28 protein-coding genes are annotated in these 24,431 nt (G+C 75.2%); 17 read left to right on the forward strand and 11 right to left on the reverse strand.

Annotated elements, in window-relative coordinates; genetic code table 11:
• Positions 1–56 precede the first annotated feature (56 nt).
• Complete coding sequence (locus R2E43_RS19695; RefSeq protein WP_332056411.1) at positions 57–713, forward strand: hypothetical protein; 657 nt, start codon at positions 57–59, stop codon at positions 711–713.
• A 256-nt stretch (positions 714–969) separates the two neighbouring features.
• Positions 970–1,173 carry a cold-shock protein gene (locus R2E43_RS19700; RefSeq protein WP_003975194.1) on the forward strand — a complete coding sequence of 68 codons (204 nt, stop codon included), beginning with the start codon at positions 970–972 and terminating at the stop codon, positions 1,171–1,173.
• A gap of 80 nt (positions 1,174–1,253) precedes the next feature.
• Here R2E43_RS19700 and R2E43_RS19705 read toward each other — a convergent pair whose 3' ends face one another.
• The gene (locus R2E43_RS19705) at positions 1,254–2,624 is read right to left on the reverse strand and encodes a glycosyltransferase family 39 protein (RefSeq protein ID WP_030870679.1); all 1,371 of its coding nucleotides are present in this window, start codon (positions 2,622–2,624) and stop codon (positions 1,254–1,256) included.
• Positions 2,625–2,737: 113 nt separating this feature from the next.
• On the opposite strand from R2E43_RS19705, the gene R2E43_RS19710 reads away from it, so the two are divergent.
• Entirely contained in the window at positions 2,738–3,976 is a 1,239-nt protein-coding gene (locus tag R2E43_RS19710) for a molybdopterin-dependent oxidoreductase (protein ID WP_191849057.1), read from the forward strand.
• A gap of 334 nt (positions 3,977–4,310) precedes the next feature.
• On the opposite strand, the gene R2E43_RS19715 is transcribed toward R2E43_RS19710, so the two are convergent.
• From R2E43_RS19715 to R2E43_RS19725, 3 genes are read right to left on the reverse strand one after another with little or no spacing between them, the layout of a single operon-like run.
• Positions 4,311–5,099 carry a class I SAM-dependent methyltransferase gene (locus R2E43_RS19715; RefSeq protein ID WP_093456489.1) on the reverse strand — a complete coding sequence of 263 codons (789 nt, stop codon included), beginning with the start codon at positions 5,097–5,099 and terminating at the stop codon, positions 4,311–4,313.
• Complete coding sequence (locus R2E43_RS19720) at positions 5,096–5,728, reverse strand: TIGR04282 family arsenosugar biosynthesis glycosyltransferase (RefSeq protein WP_332057124.1); 633 nt, start codon at positions 5,726–5,728, stop codon at positions 5,096–5,098. Before R2E43_RS19720 ends, R2E43_RS19715 begins: the two co-directional genes overlap by 4 nt.
• 5 nt (positions 5,729–5,733) lie before the next feature.
• Positions 5,734–6,462, reverse strand: a complete 729-nt coding sequence (locus R2E43_RS19725; RefSeq protein WP_003975199.1) for a glycosyltransferase family 2 protein — start codon at positions 6,460–6,462, stop codon at positions 5,734–5,736.
• 114 nt (positions 6,463–6,576) lie between these two features.
• On the opposite strand from R2E43_RS19725, the gene R2E43_RS19730 reads away from it, so the two are divergent.
• Together R2E43_RS19730 and R2E43_RS19735 are read left to right on the forward strand one after the other, a co-directional pair.
• Positions 6,577–7,419: a response regulator transcription factor gene (locus tag R2E43_RS19730; RefSeq protein WP_246549912.1), complete on the forward strand. Its 843-nt coding sequence runs from the start codon at positions 6,577–6,579 to the stop codon at positions 7,417–7,419.
• A gap of 2 nt (positions 7,420–7,421) precedes the next feature.
• Positions 7,422–8,534 carry a sensor histidine kinase gene (locus R2E43_RS19735; RefSeq protein WP_011029200.1) on the forward strand — a complete coding sequence of 371 codons (1,113 nt, stop codon included), beginning with the start codon at positions 7,422–7,424 and terminating at the stop codon, positions 8,532–8,534.
• 20 nt (positions 8,535–8,554) lie between these two features.
• Here the strand turns inward: R2E43_RS19735 and R2E43_RS19740 are convergent, their stop codons facing one another.
• Positions 8,555–9,559 carry an NAD-dependent epimerase/dehydratase family protein gene (locus R2E43_RS19740; RefSeq protein ID WP_030870662.1) on the reverse strand — a complete coding sequence of 335 codons (1,005 nt, stop codon included), beginning with the start codon at positions 9,557–9,559 and terminating at the stop codon, positions 8,555–8,557.
• Between the two features lie 217 nt (positions 9,560–9,776).
• Here R2E43_RS19740 and R2E43_RS19745 point away from each other — a divergent pair, with 217 nt between their 5' ends.
• From R2E43_RS19745 to R2E43_RS19765, 5 genes are read left to right on the forward strand one after another with little or no spacing between them, the layout of a single operon-like run.
• On the forward strand, positions 9,777–10,166 hold the full coding sequence (locus R2E43_RS19745; protein WP_093456486.1) for an LPXTG cell wall anchor domain-containing protein: 390 nt from the start codon (positions 9,777–9,779) through the stop codon (positions 10,164–10,166).
• Positions 10,163–10,789: a class F sortase gene (locus R2E43_RS19750; protein WP_030870660.1), complete on the forward strand. Its 627-nt coding sequence runs from the start codon at positions 10,163–10,165 to the stop codon at positions 10,787–10,789. The genes R2E43_RS19745 and R2E43_RS19750 overlap by 4 nt, the downstream gene beginning before the upstream one ends.
• A gap of 51 nt (positions 10,790–10,840) precedes the next feature.
• Positions 10,841–11,332 carry an RNA polymerase sigma factor gene (locus R2E43_RS19755; RefSeq protein WP_003975205.1) on the forward strand — a complete coding sequence of 164 codons (492 nt, stop codon included), beginning with the start codon at positions 10,841–10,843 and terminating at the stop codon, positions 11,330–11,332.
• Positions 11,316–11,885 carry a hypothetical protein gene (locus R2E43_RS19760; RefSeq protein ID WP_030870657.1) on the forward strand — a complete coding sequence of 190 codons (570 nt, stop codon included), beginning with the start codon at positions 11,316–11,318 and terminating at the stop codon, positions 11,883–11,885. The genes R2E43_RS19755 and R2E43_RS19760 overlap by 17 nt, the downstream gene beginning before the upstream one ends.
• Positions 11,885–12,238: a DUF952 domain-containing protein gene (locus tag R2E43_RS19765; RefSeq protein ID WP_003975206.1), complete on the forward strand. Its 354-nt coding sequence runs from the start codon at positions 11,885–11,887 to the stop codon at positions 12,236–12,238. The genes R2E43_RS19760 and R2E43_RS19765 overlap by 1 nt, the downstream gene beginning before the upstream one ends.
• Before the next feature lie 7 nt (positions 12,239–12,245).
• Here R2E43_RS19765 and R2E43_RS19770 read toward each other — a convergent pair whose 3' ends face one another.
• From R2E43_RS19770 to R2E43_RS19785, 4 genes are all read right to left on the reverse strand, one after another.
• Positions 12,246–12,575: an SCO5918 family protein gene (locus R2E43_RS19770; protein WP_003975207.1), complete on the reverse strand. Its 330-nt coding sequence runs from the start codon at positions 12,573–12,575 to the stop codon at positions 12,246–12,248.
• 87 nt (positions 12,576–12,662) lie between these two features.
• A complete protein-coding gene (locus R2E43_RS19775) occupies positions 12,663–14,249 on the reverse strand; it encodes a DEAD/DEAH box helicase (protein ID WP_011029195.1) in 1,587 nt (528 codons plus the stop codon).
• Between the two features lie 275 nt (positions 14,250–14,524).
• Entirely contained in the window at positions 14,525–14,728 is a 204-nt protein-coding gene (locus R2E43_RS19780) for a cold-shock protein (protein ID WP_003975209.1), read from the reverse strand.
• A 284-nt stretch (positions 14,729–15,012) separates the two neighbouring features.
• Positions 15,013–15,870, reverse strand: a complete 858-nt coding sequence (locus tag R2E43_RS19785) for an aldo/keto reductase (protein WP_093456483.1) — start codon at positions 15,868–15,870, stop codon at positions 15,013–15,015.
• 356 nt (positions 15,871–16,226) lie between these two features.
• On the opposite strand from R2E43_RS19785, the gene R2E43_RS19790 reads away from it, so the two are divergent.
• Positions 16,227–16,880: a helix-turn-helix domain-containing protein gene (locus R2E43_RS19790; protein ID WP_030870650.1), complete on the forward strand. Its 654-nt coding sequence runs from the start codon at positions 16,227–16,229 to the stop codon at positions 16,878–16,880.
• A 107-nt stretch (positions 16,881–16,987) separates the two neighbouring features.
• Entirely contained in the window at positions 16,988–17,719 is a 732-nt protein-coding gene (locus R2E43_RS19795; RefSeq protein ID WP_011029192.1) for a hypothetical protein, read from the forward strand.
• 390 nt (positions 17,720–18,109) lie between these two features.
• On the opposite strand, the gene R2E43_RS19800 is transcribed toward R2E43_RS19795, so the two are convergent.
• Positions 18,110–18,694 (reverse strand): TerD family protein, encoded by a 585-nt coding sequence (locus R2E43_RS19800; protein ID WP_003975213.1) that lies wholly within the window; start codon positions 18,692–18,694, stop codon positions 18,110–18,112.
• Positions 18,695–18,824: 130 nt separating this feature from the next.
• Here R2E43_RS19800 and R2E43_RS19805 point away from each other — a divergent pair, with 130 nt between their 5' ends.
• From R2E43_RS19805 to R2E43_RS19815, 3 genes are all read left to right on the forward strand, one after another.
• Positions 18,825–19,445 carry a VOC family protein gene (locus R2E43_RS19805; protein WP_003975214.1) on the forward strand — a complete coding sequence of 207 codons (621 nt, stop codon included), beginning with the start codon at positions 18,825–18,827 and terminating at the stop codon, positions 19,443–19,445.
• Positions 19,446–19,523: 78 nt separating this feature from the next.
• The gene (locus R2E43_RS19810; RefSeq protein ID WP_106518222.1) at positions 19,524–20,813 is read left to right on the forward strand and encodes a phosphatase PAP2 family protein; all 1,290 of its coding nucleotides are present in this window, start codon (positions 19,524–19,526) and stop codon (positions 20,811–20,813) included.
• A 108-nt stretch (positions 20,814–20,921) separates the two neighbouring features.
• Positions 20,922–21,347, forward strand: a complete 426-nt coding sequence (locus tag R2E43_RS19815) for an ATP-binding protein (protein WP_016326622.1) — start codon at positions 20,922–20,924, stop codon at positions 21,345–21,347.
• A 35-nt stretch (positions 21,348–21,382) separates the two neighbouring features.
• Here the strand turns inward: R2E43_RS19815 and R2E43_RS19820 are convergent, their stop codons facing one another.
• On the reverse strand, positions 21,383–22,876 hold the full coding sequence (locus R2E43_RS19820) for a GAF domain-containing SpoIIE family protein phosphatase (RefSeq protein WP_189283172.1): 1,494 nt from the start codon (positions 22,874–22,876) through the stop codon (positions 21,383–21,385).
• 258 nt (positions 22,877–23,134) lie between these two features.
• Here R2E43_RS19820 and R2E43_RS19825 point away from each other — a divergent pair, with 258 nt between their 5' ends.
• Both R2E43_RS19825 and R2E43_RS19830 read left to right on the forward strand, forming a co-directional pair.
• Positions 23,135–23,488 carry an ArsR/SmtB family transcription factor gene (locus R2E43_RS19825; protein WP_003975218.1) on the forward strand — a complete coding sequence of 118 codons (354 nt, stop codon included), beginning with the start codon at positions 23,135–23,137 and terminating at the stop codon, positions 23,486–23,488.
• A gap of 64 nt (positions 23,489–23,552) precedes the next feature.
• Positions 23,553–24,176, forward strand: coding sequence for a carbonic anhydrase (locus tag R2E43_RS19830; RefSeq protein ID WP_003975219.1), 624 nt, complete (start codon positions 23,553–23,555; stop codon positions 24,174–24,176).
• The last annotated feature ends 255 nt before the right edge of the window (positions 24,177–24,431 follow it).

Consider the following 24,431-nt stretch of genomic DNA (forward strand, 5'->3'; position numbering starts at 1 on the left):
CCGGCGATCGACGACACCGGGCCGGACCCGCCCGAGCCCGGGGCAGGACTCGCCTCATGACAGTGCACGTGCCGGTGCGGCCGGCGACCACAGAGCCTCACGGGCGCCCCGCCGGCACCCGCCGGCCGGGCCCGGCACAGCGCTCCTCGCCGCAGGCCGGGGAACGGCTGCGGCCGCTGACCCGGCGTCAGATCGAGGACCGGTTCGCCGAGCTGGGCAACCTGTACGCGCAGACCTCCGGCGGCGGGCCCCGGGCGTGGAACGTGGCCCGCGGCGCCTTCCTGCGCCGGCTGACCGCCGACGTACGGCGTCCGGGCTTCGGCCTGCTGATCGCGGAGACCACCGTTCTGACCGGCTGCGCCTACGGCTACCCGGTGCCCGGCGGCGACCCGCCCGGCGTCCGTGGCCTGGAGCGGTACCTGACCGGGAGCGTGCTGCCCGTCGCCGCGTCGGGCCGGCTCTTCCTGGTCTCCGGGATCGTCGTCCCGGCCCGGGTGCGCCGGGAGCACCACGACCGGGCCTGGAACCTCGCCCGCCGCCTCCAGGCCCGCCTGCTCGCCGAACACGACGCCGCCCTCGGCGTCACGCTGGTGGACCGCGCCGACGGCGCGACCGTACGGGCGCTGCGCTCCTGGGGCTGGCGCTACGCGGAGGGCGACACCCTCCAGTCGTCCGTGCTCGGCCCGTACGGCGTCCTGGTCCTCGGGCCCTGAGCGACACCGCCGTGAGGAGAAAACCGACCCCCGTTGAAACATATATTCGCTCAGGACGGGAATACATTACGCCGCGAAAATCACCGGTCTCTGTCGGCGATTTCTCACCCGGGTTGTTGATTCATTTCGTGCTAGGCTGGACATCAGTTGCAGTTGTGGTTGCCATTTGTGTTACCGGGTTTCCGGGCAGGTGATCATCGCGGCGATGGGGGGCTCGCACAGTGCGGGCCTTCAACACTGCCTAGGAGAAAAAAGCATGGCTTCCGGTACCGTGAAGTGGTTCAACGCCGAAAAGGGCTTCGGTTTCATCGCGCAGGACGGCGGCGGCGCCGACGTCTTCGCCCACTACTCGAACATCGCCACCCAGGGCTTCCGCGAGCTCCAGGAGGGCCAGCGGGTGAACTTCGACGTCACGCAGGGCCAGAAGGGCCCGCAGGCGGAGAACATCGTTCCCGCGTAACACCACGCAGTACGCCGCGCGGTAGTCGCGCAGTACGTGTCGAGGGCCCGCACCGCACGGTGCGGGCCCTTCGCGTGTATTCACCAGCCGGTCGCCACCAGGTGGTTCACGAGCAGCGCCAGTACCGCCTGCGCCGTCAGCCAGCCGCGCGGCCGGGTGAGGAACGCGCAGGCCGCGAGGAGCCACAGGGCGAAGGGGAGCCAGATGCGTTCCGTCTCCGCCTTGCTCATGCCGGACAGGTCGGCGGCCAGCAGGGCGAGCAGCCCGGCGGCCACGAGGAACGCCAGCCGGACCTCCCCGGCCCGCTCGCCGTCCGCCCGCTCCCCGCCCGTCCGCACGTCCCCGGCCCGCCGCCGGAGCAGTACGCCCCCGGCCCGCCGCAGTCCCGCCACCGTGGCCAGGCCCGTGATGAGCACCGTGCAGGCGAGGTTGGCCCACACCCAGTACGCGTAGGGGCGGACGCCGGCCGCGCCCTCGTAGTAGCGGGTGACCAGCAGGCGGTACGCCTCCCACCAGTCGAACCCGGCCGCCGTGAACGCCACCGGCACCACCGCCGCCCCCGCCAGGAGCGCCGCGAGCAGCACCGGCCGCGCCCGCACCCCGCGCCGGCCGAGCACGAGCACCGCCGCCGCGATCACCGCGAACAGCGTCAGGCCGTACGAGAGGTAGCAGGTCAGCCCGAACAGCAGTCCCGAGCCGGCCGCCCACCCCGGTGAGCGCCGGGTGACCGCGAGGGCGAGCAGCGCCACCGCCCACGCGGCGACCGCCGCGAAGTAGCCGTCGGCGGACGTGCCCATCCACACCGCGGCCGGTGCCAGGGCCAGGAAGGGCGCCGCCCGCCGGGCGAGCCGCTCGCCGGTCAGGGCCCGCACCGCGACCAGCACCGCCACGCAGGCCGTCGCGCCCACGGTGATGGTCAGGGCTCCGGCCCAGCCCCCGCCGCCGAGCCCGATCCGGTCCAGCAGTACGTAGGTGAGCGTGGCCCCGGGCGGGTGACCGGCGACGTGGGCGGGCCAGTTGTCGGGGGAGTGGAGCAGGATGTGGCCGTTGAAGTCGCGCAGGGTCGCCGGGACGTCGTGCCAGCGGTCGACGACCGAGAGGTACTCCTGGCTCGTGGTGAGCCGTCCGGCGACGCCGCGTTCCCATCCGTCGATCAGGGCCAGCGACCAGGTCCACGCCAGCGCCGTGCCCCAGGCCGCGGGGAGCAGGGCGCGCCACGGCAGCCGGGCGGCGACGGCCGGGCCGTACGCCGCCACCCCCGCCGCCACCAGGACGGCCGCCGGGGTGCCGGGGCCCAGGTGCGGGTCCCAGCGGCCCAGCAGGGGCGGCCAGCCCACGATCAGGTCGTCATAGGTGTACACGTACCGGCCGACCAGGACGGCGGCCGCCACGAGGAGCGCGGCCGCCGCGGCGGCGTACAGGTCGGGGGAGGCGGAGCGGGGGCGGGTCACACCGGCACCGTAGGACGGAGGACCGCGCGACGGGCGGTGCGCACGGCGGACGTCAGCGTTTCGTCATGGGTCGCGGACCGTCCCGGGGGCCCCTCGCGGCCTACGGTCGGGACATGCGCGACCTCGCCCCACGGCTTCCCTCCTCGCCGGGTTTCTGGCGCAGCCCGCTGCGCGGGCCCTGGTTCACCTCGGTGCTCGGCCTCGTCCTGCTCGTCGGCATCACGGTGCTGTTCGTGACGGGGCTGGTGTCCTACGCCGCCTACAACCCCGGTCTGGACCCGGTCAACGACAAGACCCCGGACAAGGGGATCCTCGGCTTCTACCTCTTCGCCTGGCCGACCGACCCGCCCTGGCTGTACCGGCTCACACAGGGCGTGCACGTCACTCTCGGGCTGGTCCTGATCCCGGTGCTGCTGGCCAAGCTGTGGTCGGTGGTGCCGAGGCTGTTCACGCTGCCGCCGGTCCGCTCGCTCGCCCACGCGCTGGAGCGGATCTCGCTGCTGCTGCTGGTCGGGGGCGCGCTGTTCGAGTTCGTCACCGGGGTGCTCAACATCCAGCTGGACTACCTGTTTCCCGGCTCCTTCTACCCGCTGCACTTCTACGGTGCCTGGGTCTTCTTCGCCGCGTTCGTCGCGCATGCCGTGCTGAAGACGCCGATCGCGCTGCGCAACCTGCGGGCGATGCGCGAGGAGCGCGACGACCTGGTCTCCCCGCGCCCGGCCGCGCCCACCGTCTCGCGGCGCGGGGCCCTGTGGTTCGTCGGGGGCGGCTCGCTGCTGATGTTCGCCACGAACGCGGGGCGCAGCTTCGACGGGCCGCTGCGGGCCACCGCCGTGCTCTCCCCGCACGGCGGGCCCGAACCGGGCGAAGGCCCGAACGGGTTCCAGATCAACAAGACGGCCGCCCACGTGGGCATCGACCCGGCCGAGACGGGCGAGGACACCTGGCGGCTCGTCGTCACCGGGCGCTCGGGGACGGTCCGGTTCAGCCGGGCCGAGCTGCTCGCCATGGAGCAGCACAGCGTGGCCCTGCCCATCGCCTGCGTCGAGGGCTGGTCGACGTCCGACCAGTGGTGGCGCGGCGTACGGCTGCGGGACCTCGCCGCCCGCGTGGGCCACGAGGACGATCCGCCGGACGTGTTCGTCGAGTCCCTCCAGCGGCGCGGCGCCTTCCGCAGCGGAGCCCTGCGCGCCAACCAGGTGGCCGACCCGCGCTCCCTGCTCGCCCTGTACGTCAACGGCGAGGAGCTGAGTCCGGACCACGGCCACCCGGCCCGGATCATCGTGCCCGCCGCGCCCGGCGTGCTGAACACCAAGTGGGTGGCCCGGATGACGTTCGGAGACCTGGGATGAACCTCCTGCGCAGGCCGTCGCGGCCCGGTCCGCCGCCCCTCGGCAGCCCCTTCCAGATCCTCCTGCTGGCCTGCTCCTTCGCGCTCGCGGGCTACGCGGGCGTGCGGCTGCTCGCCGGCGACTGGCTCGGCGTGGTCCTCTGGTTCGTGGGCGCGGCGCTCCTGCACGACCTGGTGCTGCTGCCGCTGTACGCGCTGCTGGACCGGGCGGTCACGGGCGGTCTCGGCGCGGTCCGCCACCGTGAGTGGACCTCGTACGTCCGGTTTCCCGCGGCCTTCTCCGGGCTGCTCCTGCTCGTGTGGTTCCCGCTGATCGGCGGCCGGGTCGACGCGCGCTACGCGGGGGTCACCGGGCTGTCGGCGGAGGGCTTCCTCGGCCGCTGGCTGCTGATCACGGCGGCGCTGTTCGGCGGCTCGGCGCTGCTGCTCGCCCTGCGGCTGCTGCGCAGCGCGACGAAGCGGCGCTCCCCCGAGCCCCACTGACCGGCGGTCCGCCAGCCGGCGGCGCCCGCGCGGCGGAGCAGGGCGCGGGTGCCGATCCGCGCCCAGGGGAAGGGGCTGCCGGACGCCGGCCGGCCGTCGGTGACGTCGACGAGCTGCACGTGCAGGCGTTCGTCGACGTCGACCGGGGCCGTCTCGGCGATCAGCAGGCCGCCGGGCGCGAGCAGGGCGGCGACGCGGCCGAGCAGGGCGCGGGGATCGCCGCCGATGCCGACGTTGCCGTCCATGAGGAGCACGGTGTCCCAGCGTCCCTCGCCGGGCAGCGGCTCGAACACGGAGCGCCGCAGCGACTGTCCGCCGAGCCCCACGGTGCGGCTCACGGCGGCCTCGCTGACGTCGATGCCGAGGACGGTGCGGCCCCGGGCGGCGAGCTCGGCCACCAGCCGGCCGGGGCCGCAGCCCACGTCGAGCACGGCGCCCTCGCACCGGTCGAGGACGTCCAGGTCGACGGCGTCGGCCCGCGCGCACCAGCGCTCCACCTCCAGCGGCAGCAGCCAGCCGTCGGTGCGGCGCAGGTACAGCGGACCGTGGCCCGAGCGCAGCGCGGCGGCGTAGGGGTCGGAGGTCTCCCAGGCGGGGGCGGGGGACGGCCTGCCGGGGGCCAGTCGCGCGGCGCCCTTCACCGGCTCACCCGCCGCCGGTCGGCGGCCGGTGCGCAGGCCGCCAGCCGGGCGGCGAACCGGCCGTCCGGGGCCAGGGCGGCGACGGCGCGGGCGTCGGCGGCGGTGTCGACGTCGCGCAGCGGCGGCAGGTCCCGTACCCGCAGTCCCGCCGCCAGCAGCCGCTCGCGCTGCACGGCCCCGGTCACCGGCGTCGACATGGGCACGCCCCGCAGCAGCGCGGGTTCGGGCCGGGCCAGGCCCAGCGCCCAGAAGCCGCCGTCCTCGGCCGGGCCGAAGTACGCGTCGCAGTCGTGGAAGTCCACGTCGAGGAGGCCGGGCGTCACCTGCGGGGTGTCCATCCCGATCAGCAGGGCGGGCCCCGTGCAGCCGGCGAACGCGTCCGCGAGGCGTGCGTCGAGACCGCCCGCGCACTGCGGTACGACGTCGAAGCCCGGCGGCAGCCAGGGGCCGGGGGCGCCGTCGAGCACCAGCACCCGGCGCCGCGCGGGCGTCGCGGCGACGGCGGCCAGGCTGTCGGCGAGGGCCGCCTCGGCCAGCGCGGCCGCCTCGACGGGCGTGAAGGGCGGGGTGAGCCGGGTCTTGACCCGGCCGGGGCGCGGCTCCTTGGCGATGACGAGGAGGGTGTTCACCATGCTCACCGTGAGTTCCCTTCGCGGGCCGCGTCACTCGGCACCGGCCGGCCGGGCGGCTCGCCCAGCACGCGGCGCATGTCCCGCACCGCGTGCCAGGTGCCGCGCCAGGTCCCGGTCACCTTCGAGGCGCCGGTGCGGGGCAGGTACGGGACGTCGTGCTCGGCGATCCGCCAGCCCGCGTCGGCGGCGCGGACGACCATCTGGAGCGGGTAGCCGCTGCGCCGGTCGGTGAGGCCGAGGGCGAGGAGCCGTTCGCGGCGGGCGGCGCGCAGCGGGCCGAGGTCGTGCAGCCGCAGGCCGGTGCGGCGGCGCAGCATCCGGGCCAGGGCGAGGTTGCCGGCGCGGGCGTGCACCGGCCACGCGCCCCTGGCCTGCGGCCGCCGGCGGCCGAGGACCAGGTCGGAGGTCCCGGCGCGGATCTCGCGGACGAAGGGCGTCAGCAGGCCCGGGTCGAGGGAGGCGTCGCAGTCGCAGAAGCAGACGACGTCGGCGGTCGCGGCGGTCAGCCCGGCGTGGCAGGCGGCGCCGAAACCGCGGCGCGGCTCGGTCACGACCGTGGCGCCGAGCGAGCGGGCGAGGTCCGCCGAGCCGTCGGTGGAGCCGTTGTCGACGACGAGCGCACGCCAGCCGGCCGGGATGCGGGCCAGGACCCAGGGGAGGGCTCCGGCCTCGTTCAGGCAGGGGAGTACGACGTCGACGTCCGGAGCGGGCGAGGTGGTCACGGCGTTCACCCTACGAACCGGAACCGGACGAATCGGGCTTCCACTCCTTACGAAACACGGACGTCGGCGGCCCGGCCGTCCGCGACGGACACGCCGACGGGGACACGGTGCGAGGCTGGACCCATGCAGCAGCAGCGCTCCGAGCCCGCCCCACCGGCCCCGTCGGCCGTTCCGGCCGTTCCGGCCGCCGAAGCCGCGACCGCCCTCGCGACCGGGCCTGCGACCGTCCCGGTGCTCGAACCGACGGCCGCCCCCGCCGTCGGCCCCGCGGCCGACCCCGCCCGGATCCTCGTCGTGGACGACGATCCCACCGTCGCCGAGGTCGTGGCCGGGTACCTCGACCGGGCCGGTTACCGTGTCGACCGGGCCGGTGACGGGCCGGAGGCGCTCGCGCGGGCCGCCGGGCACCGTCCCGACCTGGTGGTGCTCGACCTGATGCTGCCCGGCATGGACGGGCTGGAGGTGTGCCGTCGGCTGCGCGGCCAGGGGCCGGTGCCGGTCATCATGCTGACCGCCCGGGGCGACGAGGACGACCGCGTCCTCGGGCTGGAGGTCGGCGCCGACGACTACGTGACCAAGCCGTTCAGCCCGCGGGAGCTGGTGCTGCGGGTGGAGTCCGTCCTGCGCCGCACCCGGCCCGCCCCGGCGCCGCGCCCGCCGTCCGCGGCCGGTCTGACCGCCGACCCGGCCGCCCGCAGGGCCACCAAGGACGGCACCGAACTGGCCCTGACCCTGCGCGAGTTCGACCTGCTCGTCTTCTTCCTGCGGCATCCGGGACGGGCGTTCGCCCGGGAGGAGCTGATGCGTGAGGTGTGGGGCTGGGACTTCGGGGACCTGTCCACCGTCACCGTCCACGTCCGGCGGCTGCGCGGCAAGGTCGAGGACGATCCGGCCCGGCCCCGGCTGATCCAGACGGTGTGGGGCGTGGGCTACCGCTTCGACCCCGCGGGCCGGGAGGCGGACTGACCGTGCACGCCACCTTCCTCATCGCCCTCTACGCCTTCGCGGGCGCCGCCGCCGCCGGTCTGGTGGGCGCGGCCGTGCTGCGGCTGATCCGGCGGCGCTCGCTGACCGCGTCGCTCGCCGTGGTGGCCGCGGTCGCCGTCCTCGCGATGCTCGCGGGCACGCTGGCCGTCGCCTGGGCGATGTTCCTGTCCCCGCACGACCTGTCCGTCGTCACGACCGTCGTGGCGATGGCGGCCGTCGTCTCCCTGGCCACCGCGCTGCTGCTGGGCCGCTGGGTGGTCGCCCGCAGCCGCGAACTGGCGGCCGCGGCACGGTCGTTCGGCGACGACGGGGACTACGCCGCCCCCAGCACCCCGGCGACCGCCGAACTGGACGCGCTCAGCCGCGAACTGGCGGCCACCAGCGCCCGGCTCGCCGAGTCCCGCGAGCGGGAGCGCGCCCTGGAGGCCTCCCGGCGCGAGCTGGTCGCCTGGATCTCGCACGACCTGCGCACCCCGCTGGCCGGGCTGCGCGCCATGTCCGAGGCGCTGGAGGACGGGGTCGCCGCCGACCCCGACCGCTACCTGCGGCAGATCCGCGCCGAGGTGGAGCGCCTCAACGACATGGTGGGCGACCTCTTCGAACTCTCCCGCATCCACGCCGGCACGCTCGTCCTCGCCCCGGCCCGGATCTCGCTCTACGACCTGATCGGCGACGCCCTCGCGGGCGCGGACCCGCTCGCGCGCCGGCACGGCGTACGGCTGGTCGGCGACGCGGTGGCGGCGGTACCGGTCGAGGTGGACGGCAAGGAGATGAGCCGGGTCCTGGGCAACCTGCTGGTCAACGCGATCCGCCGCACCCCGGCCGACGGCACGGTCGCGGTCGCCGCCGAGCGGTCCGCCGACGGGGTGGTGGTCTCCGTCACCGACGGCTGCGGCGGCATCCCCGAGGAGGACCTGCCGCGGGTCTTCGACACCGGCTGGCGCGGCACCCACGCCCGTACGCCCCCGGCCGGGGCCGGCCTGGGCCTCGCCATCGTCCGCGGCATCGTCGAGGCCCACCGGGGCCGGGCCACGGTCCGCAACATCCCCGGCGGCTGCCGCTTCGAGGTGATCCTGCCGCCGGCGGGGGCCTGAGCCCCGGGCCGGACCCCGGGTCAGTCCCCGCGCAGCCCGTCCCGGGCGAACTCCCGCATGCCCTCCGCGAATCCGACCCGGGGCCGCCAGCCCAGGTCGGTCCGCAGGCGCGCGGAGTCCGCGGTGATGTGCCGGACGTCGCCGAGGCGGTACTCGCCGGTGACGACGGGCTCGGGGCCGCCGTGCGCGGCGGACAGGGCGACGGCCATCTCACCCACGGTGTGCGGCTCACCGCTGCCGGTGTTGTAGGCGCTGAGGGCGCCCTCCGGCGGCCGGGCGGACTCCAGTGCGGCGACGTTCGCGGCGGCCACGTCCCGCACGTGCACGAAGTCCCGGCGCTGGCGGCCGTCCTCGAAGACGCGCGGCGCCTCGCCGCGGGCCAGCGCGGAGCGGAAGAAGGAGGCGACACCGGCGTACGGGGTGTCGCGGGGCATCCGGGGGCCGTACACGTTGTGGTAGCGCAGTGACACCGCCGTCGCGCCGGTCGTCCGGGCCCAGGCGGCGGCCAGGTGCTCCTGGGCCAGCTTGGTCGTGGCGTACACGTTGCGCGGGTCGGCCGGGGCGTCCTCGCCGACCAGGCCCGGGGCCAGGTCCGCGCCGCACCGGGGGCAGGTGGGCTCGAACCGGCCCGCGTCCAGGTCGGCGACGGCGCGCGGTCCCGGCCGCACCACGCCGTGCCGCGCGCACGTGTAACGGCCCTCCCCGTAGACGACCATCGACCCGGCGAGCACCAGCCGCCGCACGCCCGCCCCGGCCGTCGCGGCGAGCAGGACGGCGGTGCCGAGATCGTTGCGGGAGACGTACTCCGCCGCGTCGGCGAACCCGTTGCCGAGGCCGACCATCGCCGCCTGGTGGCACACGGCGTCCACCCCGGCGAGTGCTCGCGCCAGGGCCGCCGGATCGCGCACGTCGGCGCCGGGGTCCTCGCGGACGTCGTAGCCCACGGGCTCGTGCCCGTGCTCCCGCAGGGCCTCGACGACATGGGACCCGATGAAACCGGCGCTGCCGGTGACCAGTACGCGCATGTCCGACACGCTAGGCCCGGGCAGGCGCCGGGCCGGGTGTGCCGTCCCGCACGTCACGGGTCCGTAAGAAGCGGGGCGGTCGCGGACCCGAGGCGACTTTGCCATTCCTTTACAACCCGGCCGGTCCCCGCCTCGTCTCTCCGTCCGACCCGCATCACCCCCCGCGGTGCGCCGGTGCCCACGCGCCGCCGCGCCGACGACGAGAGAGAGCGACCCGATGCGCCGAACCATCCTCACCGCCGTGGCCCTGGCCTGCACCGCCGTACTGGCTAGCACCGGAACCGCGTTCGCCGACGACCCCACCCCGGCGCCCGCCGCCCCCGCCGAGAGCGCCCCGAGCCCCGGCACCGGACCGGCCGACGCGACCCCCGTGCCGTCCGTCAGCGCCCCCGCCGCCGAGCCGACCGAGGCGCCGACCCCCGCGCCGGCCGACGGCCAGGTCTCCGTCGTACCGGAGGGCGCGGCCGACACCGGGGTCGCGGGGCCCTCGGACCCGGCCGGGACCGACGCGTCCGTGGTCGGCGCGAGTGCCGGCGGGGTGCTCCTCGCGGGCGGCGCGGTCCTCTTCGTCGTACGCCGTCGACGGGCGGCGGCGACCGGCGCATGATCCCGCGCCCCGGCCGGGTCCTCGCGACCGCCGCGCTGGCCGCGCTGCTCGTGGGCTGCGGCGGCGGCCAGGGGGACGGCGGCACGGCACCCGACCGGCCGCCGCCCGCGACGGCCGCGGCACCGCCCGCGCGGACCCCCGCCGAGCCGGTGCGGCCCCTGGCGCGTTCCGTGCCGGTGGGGCTGCGCATCCCCGCCATCGGGGTCGACACCCCGGTGATGGGCCTCGGTCTCGCCGCGGACGGCACGGTGGAGGTCCCGCCCGTCACGGACGACGACCGCGCCGGCTGGTACCGGCACTCGCCGACGCCGGGTCAGGTGGGCCCTTCGGTCCTCCTGGGCCACGTCACGGTGGGCCGGTACGGCGACGGGGTCTTCCGGCACCTCGCGGGGCTGCGCCGCGGCGAGCGGATCGAGGCCCGCCTGGAGAACGGCACCACCGCCGAGTTCACGGTCACCGCCGTACGGACGGTGGCGAAGGCCGACTTCCCGACGGACGACGTCTACGGGGACGTGGCGGGGCCGGAGTTGCGGCTCATCACCTGCGGCGGTCCGCGCGACGGCCAGGAGTACCGGGACAACGTGATCGTCTTCGCCGAACTGAGCGCCACCAAGGGCCGCTAGAACAGGTCCCGGTGCGCACCGCACCGCATACCCTCACGACCATGGAGAGCGTTGAAACGGTCCCGTGACAGGGCGGCGTCCGAGCTGTTCGCCGCCCTGTATCCGCGCCTCGCCGGCTGGTGCCGCCGGCTCGTCGACGACGACGAGACGGCCCACGAGATCGCCTCCGAGGCGTTCACCCGGCTCTGGGCCCGCTGGACGTCCGTGGAGGAGCCCCGCGGCTTCCTCTACGTCACCGCCGCCAACCTCGTCCGCGACCACTGGCGCAAGCTGGAGCGCGAGCGCCGGGCGGTGCGCCGGGTCACCGCGGAGGTCGCCGTGCGCCCGCACCCGGAACAGGCCGACCCCTCGGTGCGGCTGCTCGTACAGTCGCTGCCGGAGCGGCTGCGGGTGCCGATCCTGCTCCACTACTACGCCGACATGCCGATCCGGGAGGTGTCCGTGCTGACCGGACGCAAGGAGGGAACCGTCAAGGCCGACCTGCACGCGGCCCGCGAACTGCTCCGCGTCCATCTGAGGAGAAGCCTTGACCACACGCCTTGAGGACGAGATGGACGAGCCCGGTTCCGACCGCGACGATCCGCTGCTGGTCGTGCTGCGTCCGGGCGCCGACTTCCTGGGCCCGCCGCCGGGCCGCTACGAGGCGATCCGCCGGGCCGCGTCCCGGCGGCGCCTGCTGCGCGCCGCCGCCGGTGCCGCCGCGACCGCTGCCGCCGCCGCCCTGATCGCGCTGCCGCTGAACCTGGCGGCCCCCGCCCCGCCGGCGCGCCCGACGCCGCCCCTGGCCCCGGCCCCGGCCGCCCCCACGCCGGAGGCCACCCCGAGCCCGGCGCCGCCGAGCGAATCCACCCGGGCGCCCGACACCGGCCCCGCACTGCCGACCGGGGAATCCGCGCCGCCCGGCGCCACGCCGTCGCCCTCGGAGCCGTCGCCGTCGACGCCGTCGTCCGAGCCGTCGGCCGAGCCGAGCGACCCGCCCGTCCGGCAGGCGCCGACGAACGCGCCCGGCACCGTGGTACCCACGCCCTCGGCGCACGGCCCCGCGGAGCAGGGCGGCCCGGCCGTGACGGACGGCACGGCTGCTACAACGGGGTGATGATCTACCACGTGGTACCGCTGGCCGAGTGGAACGCCGGCCGGGGCCGGCCGTACGCGCCCGACTCCCTCACGCGGGACGGGTTCGTCCACTGCTCGCCCGACGAGGAGACCACGCTCGCCGTCGTCAACGCCTTCTACCGCGGCGCGCCCCGGCCACTGGTGGCCCTGCTCCTGGACGAGGACCGGCTCACCGCGAGGTGCGTGTGGGAGGCGGCCGAACCCGCCCCGCCGCCCGGGGTCGCCGGGGGCACCCTGTTCCCGCACGTCTTCGGCCCCGTCGACCGCGCGGCCGTCCAGCGCGTGCTGGAGGTCCGCTGGGACGACGAGGGCCGGGCGACGGGCCTGTTCTGATCCGGCCTCAGAGTTCCTGGGGGGTGCCGACGGTGCCGCCCAGCAGCGCGGACGCCGCCTCGACCGGCGTGGCGGCGGGCGCCGGGGACGCGGGCTCGGCCCCGGGGGCGGGGTGGCAGGTGAAGCCGAGGCGGGCCATGGCCCGGGTCACCTCGCCGCCGCTGAAGTCGCGCCGGTCCTGCCGGGTGACGACCTCGCCCACCTGCTTGACGGGGTACCGGCGGCGGCCGATGGTCACGGACTCACCGGTGACGGGTTCGGGCGTGACGCCCTTCATCGAGTCCAGCACCCCGCTCTTGGTGAGGTCGAACGGATACCGGGCGATGACACAGCGCATGATGCCTCCAACGAGCGGAATGGGGCGGGTGGGGTCAGGATCCGGATCCGGACCGCGTCCGAACCCGGGGCGGGTGTCCTAGGGGTGTCAGGCCGCCGAGCCGGTCGAACCGCCGGTGGACTGGCGGCGCGGCCTGCGGCGCGGGGACTCGCCGGTGGGCCGCCCCTGGGCGGCGGTGCGGGACTGGCCCGCGGTGCGGGACTGCGCGGCGCCGGTGCGGGCCTGGGTACCGGTGCCCTGCCCGCCGCTGCGGCCCTGCGCGGAACGGCCGCGGCGGCCGCGGGACGGGGACCCCGCGCCGGCGGCGGCGCGCCGGGGGCGCTCCACGACCGGTGCGGTGATGACGACGGGAACGCCCGAGGGGGTCTGCGCACCGGTGATGCGCGCCAGCTCCGCCTCGCCCGAGCGGACCGGGGTGACCTGCGGGGTGATCCCGGCCAGGGACATCAGCCGGGTCATCTCGCGCCGCTGGTCCGGCGTCACCAGGGTGACGACGCTGCCGGACTCGCCGGCCCGGGCCGTGCGGCCGCCCCGGTGCAGGTAGTCCTTGTGGTCGCCGGGCGGGTCCACGTTGACGACCAGGTCGAGGTTGTCGACGTGGATGCCGCGGGCCGCGACGTTGGTCGCCACCAGCGCCGTCACCTGCCCGTCCTTGAACTGGGCGAGGGTGCGGGTGCGCTGCGGCTGGGACTTGCCGCCGTGCAGGCCGGCGGCGCGCACCCCGCTCTTCAGCAGGTGCTTCACCAGCCGGTCCACCCGGTGCTTGGTGTCCAGGAACATGATGACCCGGCCGTCGCGCGCCGCGATCTCGATGGTCGCGCGCTGCTTGTCCTCGTCCTGCACGTGCAGGACGTGGTGCTCCATCGTGGTGACGGCACCGGCCGACGGGTCGACGGAGTGGACCACCGGGTCGGTCAGGTAGCGGCGGACCAGCTTGTCGACGTTGCGGTCCAGGGTGGCCGAGAACAGCATCCGCTGCCCGTCCGCCGCGACCTGGTCGAGCAGGGCGGTGACCTGCGGCATGAAGCCCATGTCGGTCATCTGGTCGGCCTCGTCCAGGACCGTGATGGTGACGTCGCCGAGGGCGCAGTCGCCGCGGTCGATGAGGTCCTTGAGCCGTCCGGGCGTCGCCACGACGACCTCCGCGCCGGAGCGCAGCGCGCCGGCCTGCCGGCCGATGGACATGCCGCCGACCACGGTGGCCGACCTGAGGCCCACGGCGCGGGCGTACGGGGTGAGCGCGTCGGTGACCTGCTGGGCCAGCTCACGGGTGGGGACGAGGACCAGGGCGAGCGGACGCCGCGGCTCGGCGCGCTTGCCCGCCGTGCGGGCCAGCAGGGCCAGGCCGAAGGCGAGCGTCTTGCCAGAACCGGTGCGGCCGCGGCCGAGCACGTCGCGTCCGGCCAGGGAGTTCGGCAGGGTCGCCGCCTGGATCGGGAACGGCTCGGTCACGCCCTGGTCGCCGAGCGCGGCCAGCATGCGGGCCGGCAGGTCCAGTTCGGCGAAGGTCTCGACGGCGGGCAGCGCCGGGGTGATGGTCTTGGGCAGGGCGAACTCGCCGCCCTGGGGCGCGGCGGCCGGGCGGCGGCCGGAGTTCTGGGGGCGGCCGGCCGAACGGGAGCGACGGGGGCCGTCGCCGGCGCGCCGGCGGTCGTTGGTGCGTGCGCGGTTCATGGGGAACCTTCCTTGATACGGCACGTAACAAGGGAGACCCGCAGCGGACGAGCGGCGCAGGGAATCGCAAGAACGAGCCGGACCGGTCGATTTCGGCGTGTGGGGCCGAGCGGACCGGGAGAATTGGTGAATGCGGGGGAACGCGGGGAACGCGGGTAAGTCGAATGCGCGGGGGGAAATCCGTGGCCCCCGCGGGGCGGCGTGCGCCCGGAAACGCGGCGAGCTGGGGCCCGCACCCCTAGGTGCGGGCCCCAGCTGCGCGGTGTGCGTGAGCGTCAGGCCGGGGTGATGTTCTCGGCCGTCGGGCCCTTCTGGCCCTGCGCGATGTCGAAGGTCACCTTCTGACCCTCGAGCAGCTCGCGGAAGCCCTGCGCGTTGATGTTCGAGTAGTGGGCGAAGACGTCGGGACCGCCGCCGTCCTGCTCGATGAAGCCGAAGCCCTTTTCGGCGTTGAACCACTTCACGGTGCCGGAAGCCATGTTTTCTCCTTCGGTACGGTGCTCGGAGTTCACCCTGTGTGCACTCCGGTCGCCGCGATGATCACCCCGTCGGAAAAAACCTTCAGGCAACCACAACTGCAACTTCGTCCGACAGTAGCACGCCGTGATCGACCGGGTGCCGGCGATAATCTTGGCCCGATCGGCCGCCGGGGGAATATTCCCGGGACGGCCGCCGGGTCCTCCCCGCCGACCTGGCGGACAGCGCCGGTCCATGGCGCGCGAACCCCCGCACCGAGACAAAGGACACGTCCGCGCGGGCGGGGTCAGCGGAGGTCGGCGAGGTCCTCGGCGGTCAGGACGATCGACCCGGCGGCGGTGTTCTCCTCCAGGTGGGCCACGGAGCCCGTGCCGGGGATGGCCAGGGTGACGGGCGAGGAGGCGAGCAGCCGGGCCAGGGCGATCTGCGGGACCGTGGCGCCGTGCCGGTCCGCGACCTCGGCGACGCGGCCCCCGCCGATGTCGGCCAGGCCGCCGCCCAGCGGGAAGTACGGCACGTAGGCGATGCCGGCCTCCTCGCAGCGGGCCAGCACCTCCGTGTCGTCGCGCCGGTCAGGGTGGAAGTGGTTCTGGACGGCCGCGACGGGTGCGATCGCCCGCGCCTCGGCGAGGTGCCCGGCGTCCACGTGGCTGAGGCCCAGGTGCCGGATCAGGCCCTCCTCGCGCAGCGCGGCCAGCGCCTCGAAGCGGGCGGCGACGGACTCGCCGTGCGGCGGCGGCTCGATGCCGCCGATGCGGAGGTACACCAGGTCGAGGCGGTCGACCCCGAGGCCCGCCAGGTTCTCCTCGACCAGTGCCCGCAGTGCGCCCGGATCGGTGGTCGCCTCCAGGCCGCCGTTCGGGGTGCGCAGCGGGCCGACCTTGGTGGCGATCACCAGGCCGTCCGGGTAGGGGTGCAGGGCCTCGCGGATCAGGTCGTTGGCCCGGACGGAGCCGTCGTCACTGGTGTAGAAGGCGGCGGTGTCGATGTGGTCGATGCCGAGTTCCACGGCACGGCGCAGCACGGCGCGGCCGGTCTCCGGGTCGCGGGCCGGGCCGTGGAAGCTGTTGGTGGGCAGGCGCATGGCTCCGAAGCCGAGCCGCCCGATCGGAAGGTCGCCACCGAGGCGGAAGTCGTTGCTCATGCCCTCACCCTGCGCGGCACGCCCCCCGCCCCACGAGCCCTTGGCAGCTTGCTGCCAGCCACCGCCCCGCGGCCCGGTCGTCACCACACCGACGCGACGGCCCGGCGGCCCGGCGGCCCGGCGGCCCGTCGACCCGTCGGACCGCCGACAGAGGCTTCGGCGCCGGGGAGCATTGCGAAGGCGGTGGCTTCCACGGAGCGGATGGCCCGCACGGGGCGGTGGCCGTCATGACGGCGGCGGCCGCCGCCGAGGGCCGCCAGGGCGCCGACGGCGGCGCCGTGGGCCCGTGCGGGTGCGGCACGCGCCGAGACCCCGGCCGGTGGAGGCGCAGGCGGCACAATGGCCGTATGGCCCCGATGGCAGAGAGCATGACGGTGCACGGTGATACGGAGTTGCTGGCCCGTGCCGGGCATCTCTTCTCCTCGGTCCGGGAGGAGTTCGTCTGCGCCGCCCGCGACCTCGACACCTGGCCCCGCCCCGCCGCCCGGCGGGTCGCCCGGGCGCGGGTGCGGGACAGCGGTGCCACACACGTCCGCAAGCTGCTCAGCCCGGCCGCGCTGGCCGACGAGGGCGGCCGTGCGCACCTGGCCGAGCTGGCCGCCCGGGGTGCCCGGGTGCGGATCGCCGCCGGTGCCCTGCCGCACGAGACGATCATCATCGACCGGCGCTGGGCGATCCTCGCCGGTGCGGACGCGCCCGGCGGCCGCGCGTACACCGTGACCGGTGCGCCCACCCTGGTCGGCGGCGTGCACGCCCTGTTCGAGGCCGCCTGGGAGGCGGCCACCGACCTCGCGTCCTTCCTGCGGGGCGACCAGCCGCACCTCGACGCCGGCAGCCGGACGGTGCTGCGGGCACTGGGCTCGGGTGCCACGGACGAGGCCGCCGCACGGGAGCTGGGCATGTCGCTGCGCACCTACCGGCGCCGGGTCGCCGGGCTGCTCGACGCCCTCGACGCCGGGTCGCGGTTCCAGGCGGGCGTGCGCGCGGGCGAACTGGGACTGAGCGGCTGACGGCGCGAGGCCGGACGGCCGGACGGTCCGCGGGGAACGGATCGGCGGCCGGCAGCGTCGTCCCCTTTCAGGGCACGCCCGGCCGTGTCCCGGAGAGGGGCGGCGCAGTGGGTACGGACGGGTTCGCCACGTGGACACGGCGGTTCGAGGACGAGCGGGAGCGCAGGGCGGCGCAGGGCGACCCGGACTGGGAGCGGGGCGCCGTACTGCACCGGGCGGTGTGGGCGGGCATCCAGCGCTTCCAGGTCGGCGAGGACGGTGACGGCGCGAACCTCGTCGCCAAGGCCGAGGAGGCGGGCGACGCCGACTACGCGCGGGCGGTGCGGCTCTTCGTCGCCGAGGAGCAGAACCACGCCCGGCTGCTGGCCCGGCTGCTGGCCGCCGGGGACAGGCCGGCGCTGAGCGGCCACTGGAGCGACACCGTCTTCGTACGGCTGCGGCGGCTGCTGGGCCTGCGCACCGAGCTGCTGGTGCTGATGATCGCCGAGGTCGTGGCGCTGCGCTACTACCGGGCCCTCAGGGACGGCACCGACGACGCGCTGACCTCGGAGGTGGCGGGCCGGATCCTGGCCGACGAGCGGCGCCACGTGCCCTTCCACTGCGAGCGGCTGCACCACTCGCTGGCCGAACTCCCCGCGGTGACGCGCCGCCCCGTGATGGTCCTGTGGCGGCTGCTCCTGCTCGCCGCCACCGTGGTGGTCGCCGCCGACCACGGCGCGGGGCTACGCCGGCTCGGCGTCGGCCGGCGCCGGTTCGCGGCCGACGTCATGGCCTCGGCCTCCGAGGTGGCCGAGGCGGTCCTGACCCCCCGGCCGGACGCCTGGTCCGGCGGCGCGTGAGGACCGGCGCCGACGGCCGGGCGCCCGCTGCCGGGCCGTAGCGCCGCTGCCGGGTCACAGCGCCGCTGCCGGGCCGTGGCGCCGCTGCCGGGTCACAGCGCCGCTGTCGGGCCGTGGCGCCGCCGTCGGGTCACAGCGCCGCTGTCGGGTCACAGCGCCGCTGTCGGGCCGTACCGCCGTCGTCGGGCCACAGCGCCGTCGTCGGGCCGTGGCGCCGCTGTCGGGCCACAGCGCCGCTGTCGGGCCACAGCGCCGCTGTCGGGCCGTACCGCCGTCGTCGGGCCACAGCGCCGTCGTCGGGCCGTGGCGCCGCTGTCGGGCCACAGCGCCGCTGTCGGGCCGTACCGCCGCCGTCGGGCCACAGCGCCGTCGTCGGGCCGTACCGCCGTACTACTTGCTGACGGCGAAGCGCATCAGGGCGTGCTCGTCGCCCTGCTTGATCTTGCCCGTCTCGTTGACGACCTCCAGCTTCCAGGTGCCGCCGACCCGCACCGCCTTGGCCACGGCGCAGCCGTTGTCCTGGCTGAGCAGGCTGGGCCAGATGTCGGCGACCTGCTCCGAGCTGCCCCCGGTCGCGTCGTAGACCTTGAAGCTGATGTTGCGCGCCTTCTGGAAGGAGCTGCCCTTCTTGTACGCGGCGGCGACGAACACGATCGAGGTGATGGCGCTCGGGAGCCGCGCGAACTCGACGGTCACCGTCTCGTCGTCACCGTCGCCGTGACCGGTCTGGTTGTCGCCGCTGTGCAGCAGCGAGCCGTTGCCCATCGGATCGAGCGAGTCGAGCCCGGCGAGGCGCACCGGGTCGCCGCCCTGCATCGCGACGGCGATCAGGTCGAGGTCGGTGCCGGTCTTGCGCCGCAGCTTGCCGAGCACGCCGCCGCTGCTGCCGGCGGTGGGGTCCCAGGAGACGCCGATGGACAGGTGGGTCACTCCGTCCAGGTCCGCGGGGCCGCCTTCCTTGGTGAGCGTGATCATGTGTACGTCATCCTCCGTGGTCGTGCCTGTGCCGCAGAGTCTGCCTGGCGCCGGAACGTTCCGGCAGGGCGGGGCAGCCGGTCAGTTTTCGAGAAGCACCGCGGACCGGCCCGCCCATAACGTCTAGGACATGAACTCCATCGACTCCGTCACCCTCGAGGTGGCCGACACCGAGGCCGCCGCCCGCTTCTACGCCGATGCCTTCGGGCTCGACGGATCGCGGGTGCGGCTCCGCGCCTCGGACGACCCGACGAGCGGGTTCCGCGGCTTCACCCTGTCGCTCGTCGTCGCCCAGCCCGGCAACGTCGACGCCCTGTTCACCGCCGCCGTCGACGCCGGCGCCACCGTCCTCAAGCCCGCCGCGAAGTCGCTGTGGGGCTACGGCGGCGTCGTGCGGGCACCGGACGGCACGGTCTGGCAGATCGCGACCTCGGCGAAGAAGGACACCGCCCCGGTCACCCGCGACGTCGACGAGATCGTGCTGCTCCTGGGCGTCGAGGACGTCAAGGCCACCAAGCGGTTCTACGTCGAGCAGGGCCTCACCGTGGGCAAGAGCTTCGGCGGGAAGTACGTCGAGTTCGCCACCGGCCCGGGCACCGTCAAGCTCTCCCTCTACAAGCGCCGGGCCCTCGCCAAGGTCGCGGGCGTCTCCGCCGACGGCACCGGCTCCCACCGGCTCGTCGTCTCCGGCGGCACCCGCCCGTTCGCCGACCCGGACGGCTTCGCCTGGCAGCCGGAGCTCAGCCACTGATGGGCTAGTTTCCTGTGCATGTCTTCACGGGAAACACCGCGAATACCCAGGGCCGGGACGCGGGCGAGACTCTGGGCCGTGGCGGGTGCGGCGACCCTCGCGTTCCTCGTCGCGCTGGAGATCGCCGCGCGCCGCTACGGCCTGCCGGGGCCGATGACCAACCAGGCCAAGGAGTTGGTGTTCGCTCCCGCCTCGGGGCCCCTGCTCTACGCCGGGCTGGCGCTGACGATGGTGGTCCTCACCTGGCGGCAGCGGCTGGTCGCGGCGGCCGTCGCGGTCGGCGTCGACCTCACCGTCGCCCTGGTGCGGTGGGCGGCGGACGCCACCGCGTCCGGCAGCCACTCCTTCGGCAACGGCGCGCTGTGGGTGGTCCTGGGCTGCGGGGTCCTCGCCCTGACCCGGCGCACCGGCCCCGAACGGATCCTCCTGCTGAAGGGCGTCGGGCTCGGCCTGCTGCTGGTGGCCGGGCGCAAGACCGGCGACGCCTGGCTGCTGATCACGTCGAAGACCCGCCCGGACGTCCTCGACCCGTACGTGGCGACCGCCGACCACGCGCTGGGCAACCCGTCGTGGCTGGTGGGACGGGCCGTCGAGGCCACGGGCGCGGTCGGTGAGCACATACTGGACTGGGTCTACGTCCAGCTCGCGGTGGCCGCGGTCGTGGTCGCGCTGTACCAGCTGCGCGGGGTGGCGGCCGAGCGCCGGTTCCCGCGCCACCACCTGGTGCGCACCTTCCTGCTGATCGGCCTGCTCGGGCCGGCCATCTACATGATCTTCCCGGTCGTCGGACCGGTCTTCGCCTACGGCACGGGCGCCTTCGGCACCGGCGGCGCGGAGTGGGCGATCGCCGACCTGTGGCCCCACACGCTCCCGCCGGTCGGCCCGCCCCACGCGTTCACGTACGACGGGGTCACCCCCCGCAACTGCATGCCCAGCCTGCACACGGCGTGGGCCACCGTGATCTTCATCCACTCCCGGAAGGGCCCGCGCGTCCTGCGCTGGGCGGGAGCGTTCTGGCTCGTCGCCACGCTCTCCGCCACGCTGGGGTTCGGCTACCACTACGCCATCGACCTCATCGCCGGCGTCGTGTTCGCGGTCACGGTCGAGGCGGGGCTGCGTTCCCTGGACCGCGGCTGGGACCGGTCGGGAAGCCTGCTGGTCGCCCACGGGGCGCTGGTGTTCACCGCGATCCTGGCCTCGACGCGCTACCTGTCGCTGGAGATGGCCCGGCACCCGTGGGTCTTCGGACCGCTCCTGCTGCTGGCCATGGCCTCGGTGATCCACGGCTACGTACGGACCACGAAGGGCTGGGAACCGGTGACCGCGGCGCCGCCGGCGCTCCCGGAACCACGGCTCGAGGCGGCCTGAGCGCGCCGGGGCCGCACGCCTGCCGAATTGCGAAAGTTCGCAAGTCGTTGGATGCTGGGGCCCCGGGTCCGCGGGCAGCCGCGGACCGGTTTCCCCTGTGGAGACGCGATGAGCACCCTGCTCCAGCCCATGCCCCACCGGCACGTGCTCACCCTGCCCGCGGCGCCCCCGGCGGTCCGGCTGGCCCGGGAGACGGCCGAGCAGGCCCTCGCCGAGTGGGGCGTGAACCCGGGCCACCCCGCCGTCGCACCCGCCCTGCTGATCCTCAGCGAGCTGGTCACCAACAGCGTCCGCCACGCGTCGCCGCCGAGCGAGCAGGTGACCGTCACATACGCGGCCGGAGACGACTGCCTGGCCTTCGCCGTGCACGACCGGCACCCGCACCAGCCGCGGCTGCACGGCGCGCGGACCACCGGCCGGACCGGGGGCCTGGCGACCGTCATGGAACTCACCGGCACCCTGGGCGGCACCGCGGTGGTCCGGGGCGACGGCGACGGCCGGGGCAAGAGCATCTGGGTCACGCTCCCGCTGTGAGCCGCGGACCCGGGTGAGGCGCGCACCGGCCGCGCTCACGAGGAGCCGTAGCTCGTCAGGGGCGGGGTGCGCAGGGCGATGACCGCCTTGTCGTCGTGGCCGTTGCCGGGCCGGTGGGCGACCAGGGCATGGCACAGGTCCTCGGGCGCCAGCCCCACCAGCCGGGAGGCGGTCACGGCCAGGGCGTCCAGGCCCCGGTCCAGCGGCTGGCCGGGGACCTCCACGAGGCCGTCGGTGAACAGGATGACGGTGCTGTCCACCGGCAGGGGCCGGCAGTGGTCGGGCCGCGGCAGGTCGGGCGCCACGCCGAGGGGGAGTCCGGGCTCCATGTCCAGGTAGCGGACCCGCCCGTCGGGCAGCAGCACGAGCGGCGGCGGGTGTCCCGCGCTGGACCACCGCAGCTGCCACGTGCCGTCGGCGGGCTCCAGCCGCGCGAGGAGCGCGGTGGCGACCGGGGCCTCGTCCAGGGCCGCGTTCATGATCCGGTCGAGCCGGGCGAGGGAGGTGCTGGGCGCGGCGCCGGGGTCGTAGTACAGGGCGCGCAGCATGTTGCGGATCTGGGACATGTCGGCCGCGGCCCGCAGGTCGTGCCCCACGACGTCGCCGATCACCGCCGCGCAGGCCCCGCCGGGCAGCAGCATGGCGTCGTACCAGTCGCCGCCCACGGCGGCGGGCGCGCTCGCCGGGCGGTAGGCCGCGCCCGCGGTGAAGGGCCGCAGGTCGGGCAGGCGGGGCAGCAGCAGCCGCTGGAACTGCTCGCTGCTGTTCTGCACCTGCTGGTAGAGGCGGGCGTTCTCGATCGCCACGCCCGCCGTGCCGGCCAGGGCGCGGATCACGCCCTCGTCGTGCCGGTCGAAGGGCTGCCCGTCCTTGCGTTCGGAGAGGTAGAGGTTGCCGTAGATCCGGCCGCGCACACTGATCGCCACCCCGAGCAGGCTGCGCATCGGCGGATGTCCGGGCGGGAAGCCCGCCGATTCCGGGTGGCGCGAGATGTCCTTGACCCGCAGCGGCTCGGGGTGGTGGATCAGGTGCCCCAGCAGGCCCCTGCCCCGCGGCAGCTCCACCCCCTCCAGGTCGGCCAGCTCCTTCGTGGTGAGCCCCAGCGGGATGAACTCCTCCAGGAGCCTGCCCTCCTGGTCGAGGACGCCCATGGCCCCGTAACGGGCGCCCACCAGGTCCATCGCGGTGCGCACGATGCGGCGCAGCACCGCGGGCAGCTCCAGCTCGCCGGTGATGTTCACGACCGCCTGGAGCAGCTCCTGGAGGGTCCGCTGGGCGCGGGCCAGGGCGTGCAGCTGCTCGCCGATCCGGTTCAGGTCGGAGCTGAGCGGCAGGTCGAGGAGCGAGGCGTACGGCTCGTCGTCACCGCCGCGGCCCGGGGCGGCTGCGGGCCCCTCCCCCGAGCCCTGCGCGGGACCCGCGCCGGATCCCTCCGGGAGCTCCGCGCCGGAGTCCGCCGCGGAGCCCCCGGAGAAATCCACGTCGGCCGAGGCCGGCTCGCCCGGCGAGTGCCGCCGTTCCTCCGCCATCACGCGTGCCTCGCCTCCCGCCGTGCGGTTCGCCTTCCGCCCACCCTCGCCCGTCGGTCCGGGGCGTGCCGCCCGTCCACAGCCGGTCGGAGTAACCCGGCACCGCCCCGGTGCGACCGGGTTCGTCCCGGTGGATTCGGCCTGGCGGGTGGCTCGGGCGAGGATGGGCGGCATGCTGATGAGGACGGGACGGGCGCGACGCGCCCCGGGCGGGCCGACCGGGCCGCGCCGCCGCGGCGCGAGGAGGGCGAAGGCACGATGAGCACGCCGCTGTACCAGTTGAAGGCCGAGTTCTTCAAGACGCTCGGCCACCCGGCGCGCATCCGCGTCCTGGAACTGCTGAGCGAGCGCGAGCACGCGGTGGCGGAGATGCTCCCCGAGGTGGGGATCGAGCCGGCCCATCTGTCCCAGCAGCTCGCGGTGTTGCGCCGGGCGAACCTGGTGGTGTCCCGCAAGGAGGGATCCACCGTGTACTACTCCCTGACCAGCCCGCAGGTCGCCGAGCTGCTCAGGGTCGCGCGCGGCATCCTGTCCGGCGTGCTCGCCGGACAGGCCGAACTGCTCGCGGACCTCCGGGCCGGACAGTCCGAGCCGGGGACCGAGGGGGCGTAGCGCCGCGCTCGAACCGGCGCTCGGCGTGCCCGCCCTTCCGCGATCGGGCCAGTACCGTGCCCCCATGCCTGATCTGAGCCCTTCCTCCCCTGCCGAGGCCTACGCGGCGCTGTTGCAGGGCAACGCCCGCTTCGTGAGCGGTGACCGTCTGCACCCCAACCAGGACGCCGACCGCCGGTCGGAGCTGGCCCCGCGCCAGCATCCGTTCGCGGTGCTCTTCGGCTGCTCGGACTCGCGGCTGGCGGCCGAGATCATCTTCGACCGGGGACTGGGCGACCTGTTCGTGGTGCGGACGGCCGGCCATGTGGCCGGTGCGGAGGTGCTGGGCAGCGTCGAGTACGGCGTCAACGTGCTGGGCGCACCGCTCGTGGTGGTGCTCGGGCACGACTCCTGCGGCGCGGTCACCGCGGCCGCCGAGGCCGAGCGCGGCGGCGCGGCACCGGCCGGTTACCTCGGGGACGTGGTGGAACGGGTGATCCCGAGCGTGCTCGCCGCGCGCGCCCTGGGCCGTACCGAGATCGACCAGTTCGTGGACGAGCACATCCGCCGCAGCGTCGACGGGCTGGTGAGCCGCTCGGCGCTGCTGGCGAACGAGGTGGCCGCCGGCCGGTGCGCGGTCGTCGGTCTGTCCTACCGGCTGGCCGGGGGGACGGTGAAGCGGGTGGCGGCCCACGGGCTGCCGGAGTAGCCGTCCGGCGCACGGTGTCGCTGCGGTGCCATCGTGGCGGGTGTCGCTGCGGTGCCATCGTGGCGCTGTGATGCCGGGCCGGTTCCGGCCGATCGCCGCGTACCGGCCGTTCACGTAGGGCGTCAGAGACGTGTCAAAGGCGTTCGCGCCGCCGTATGGAAGCCATCAACGGCGGCCGAAAACGGTCGGAAGGAAGCTCTCATCTCGTTGTCAGCTTCTTTTCCGAACCTCACTAGGAGCCAGCGATGGCCGACG

Origin of the sequence: Streptomyces violaceoruber, from assembly GCF_033406955.1 — a bacterium.
GTDB classification, from domain to species: domain Bacteria; phylum Actinomycetota; class Actinomycetes; order Streptomycetales; family Streptomycetaceae; genus Streptomyces; species Streptomyces violaceoruber.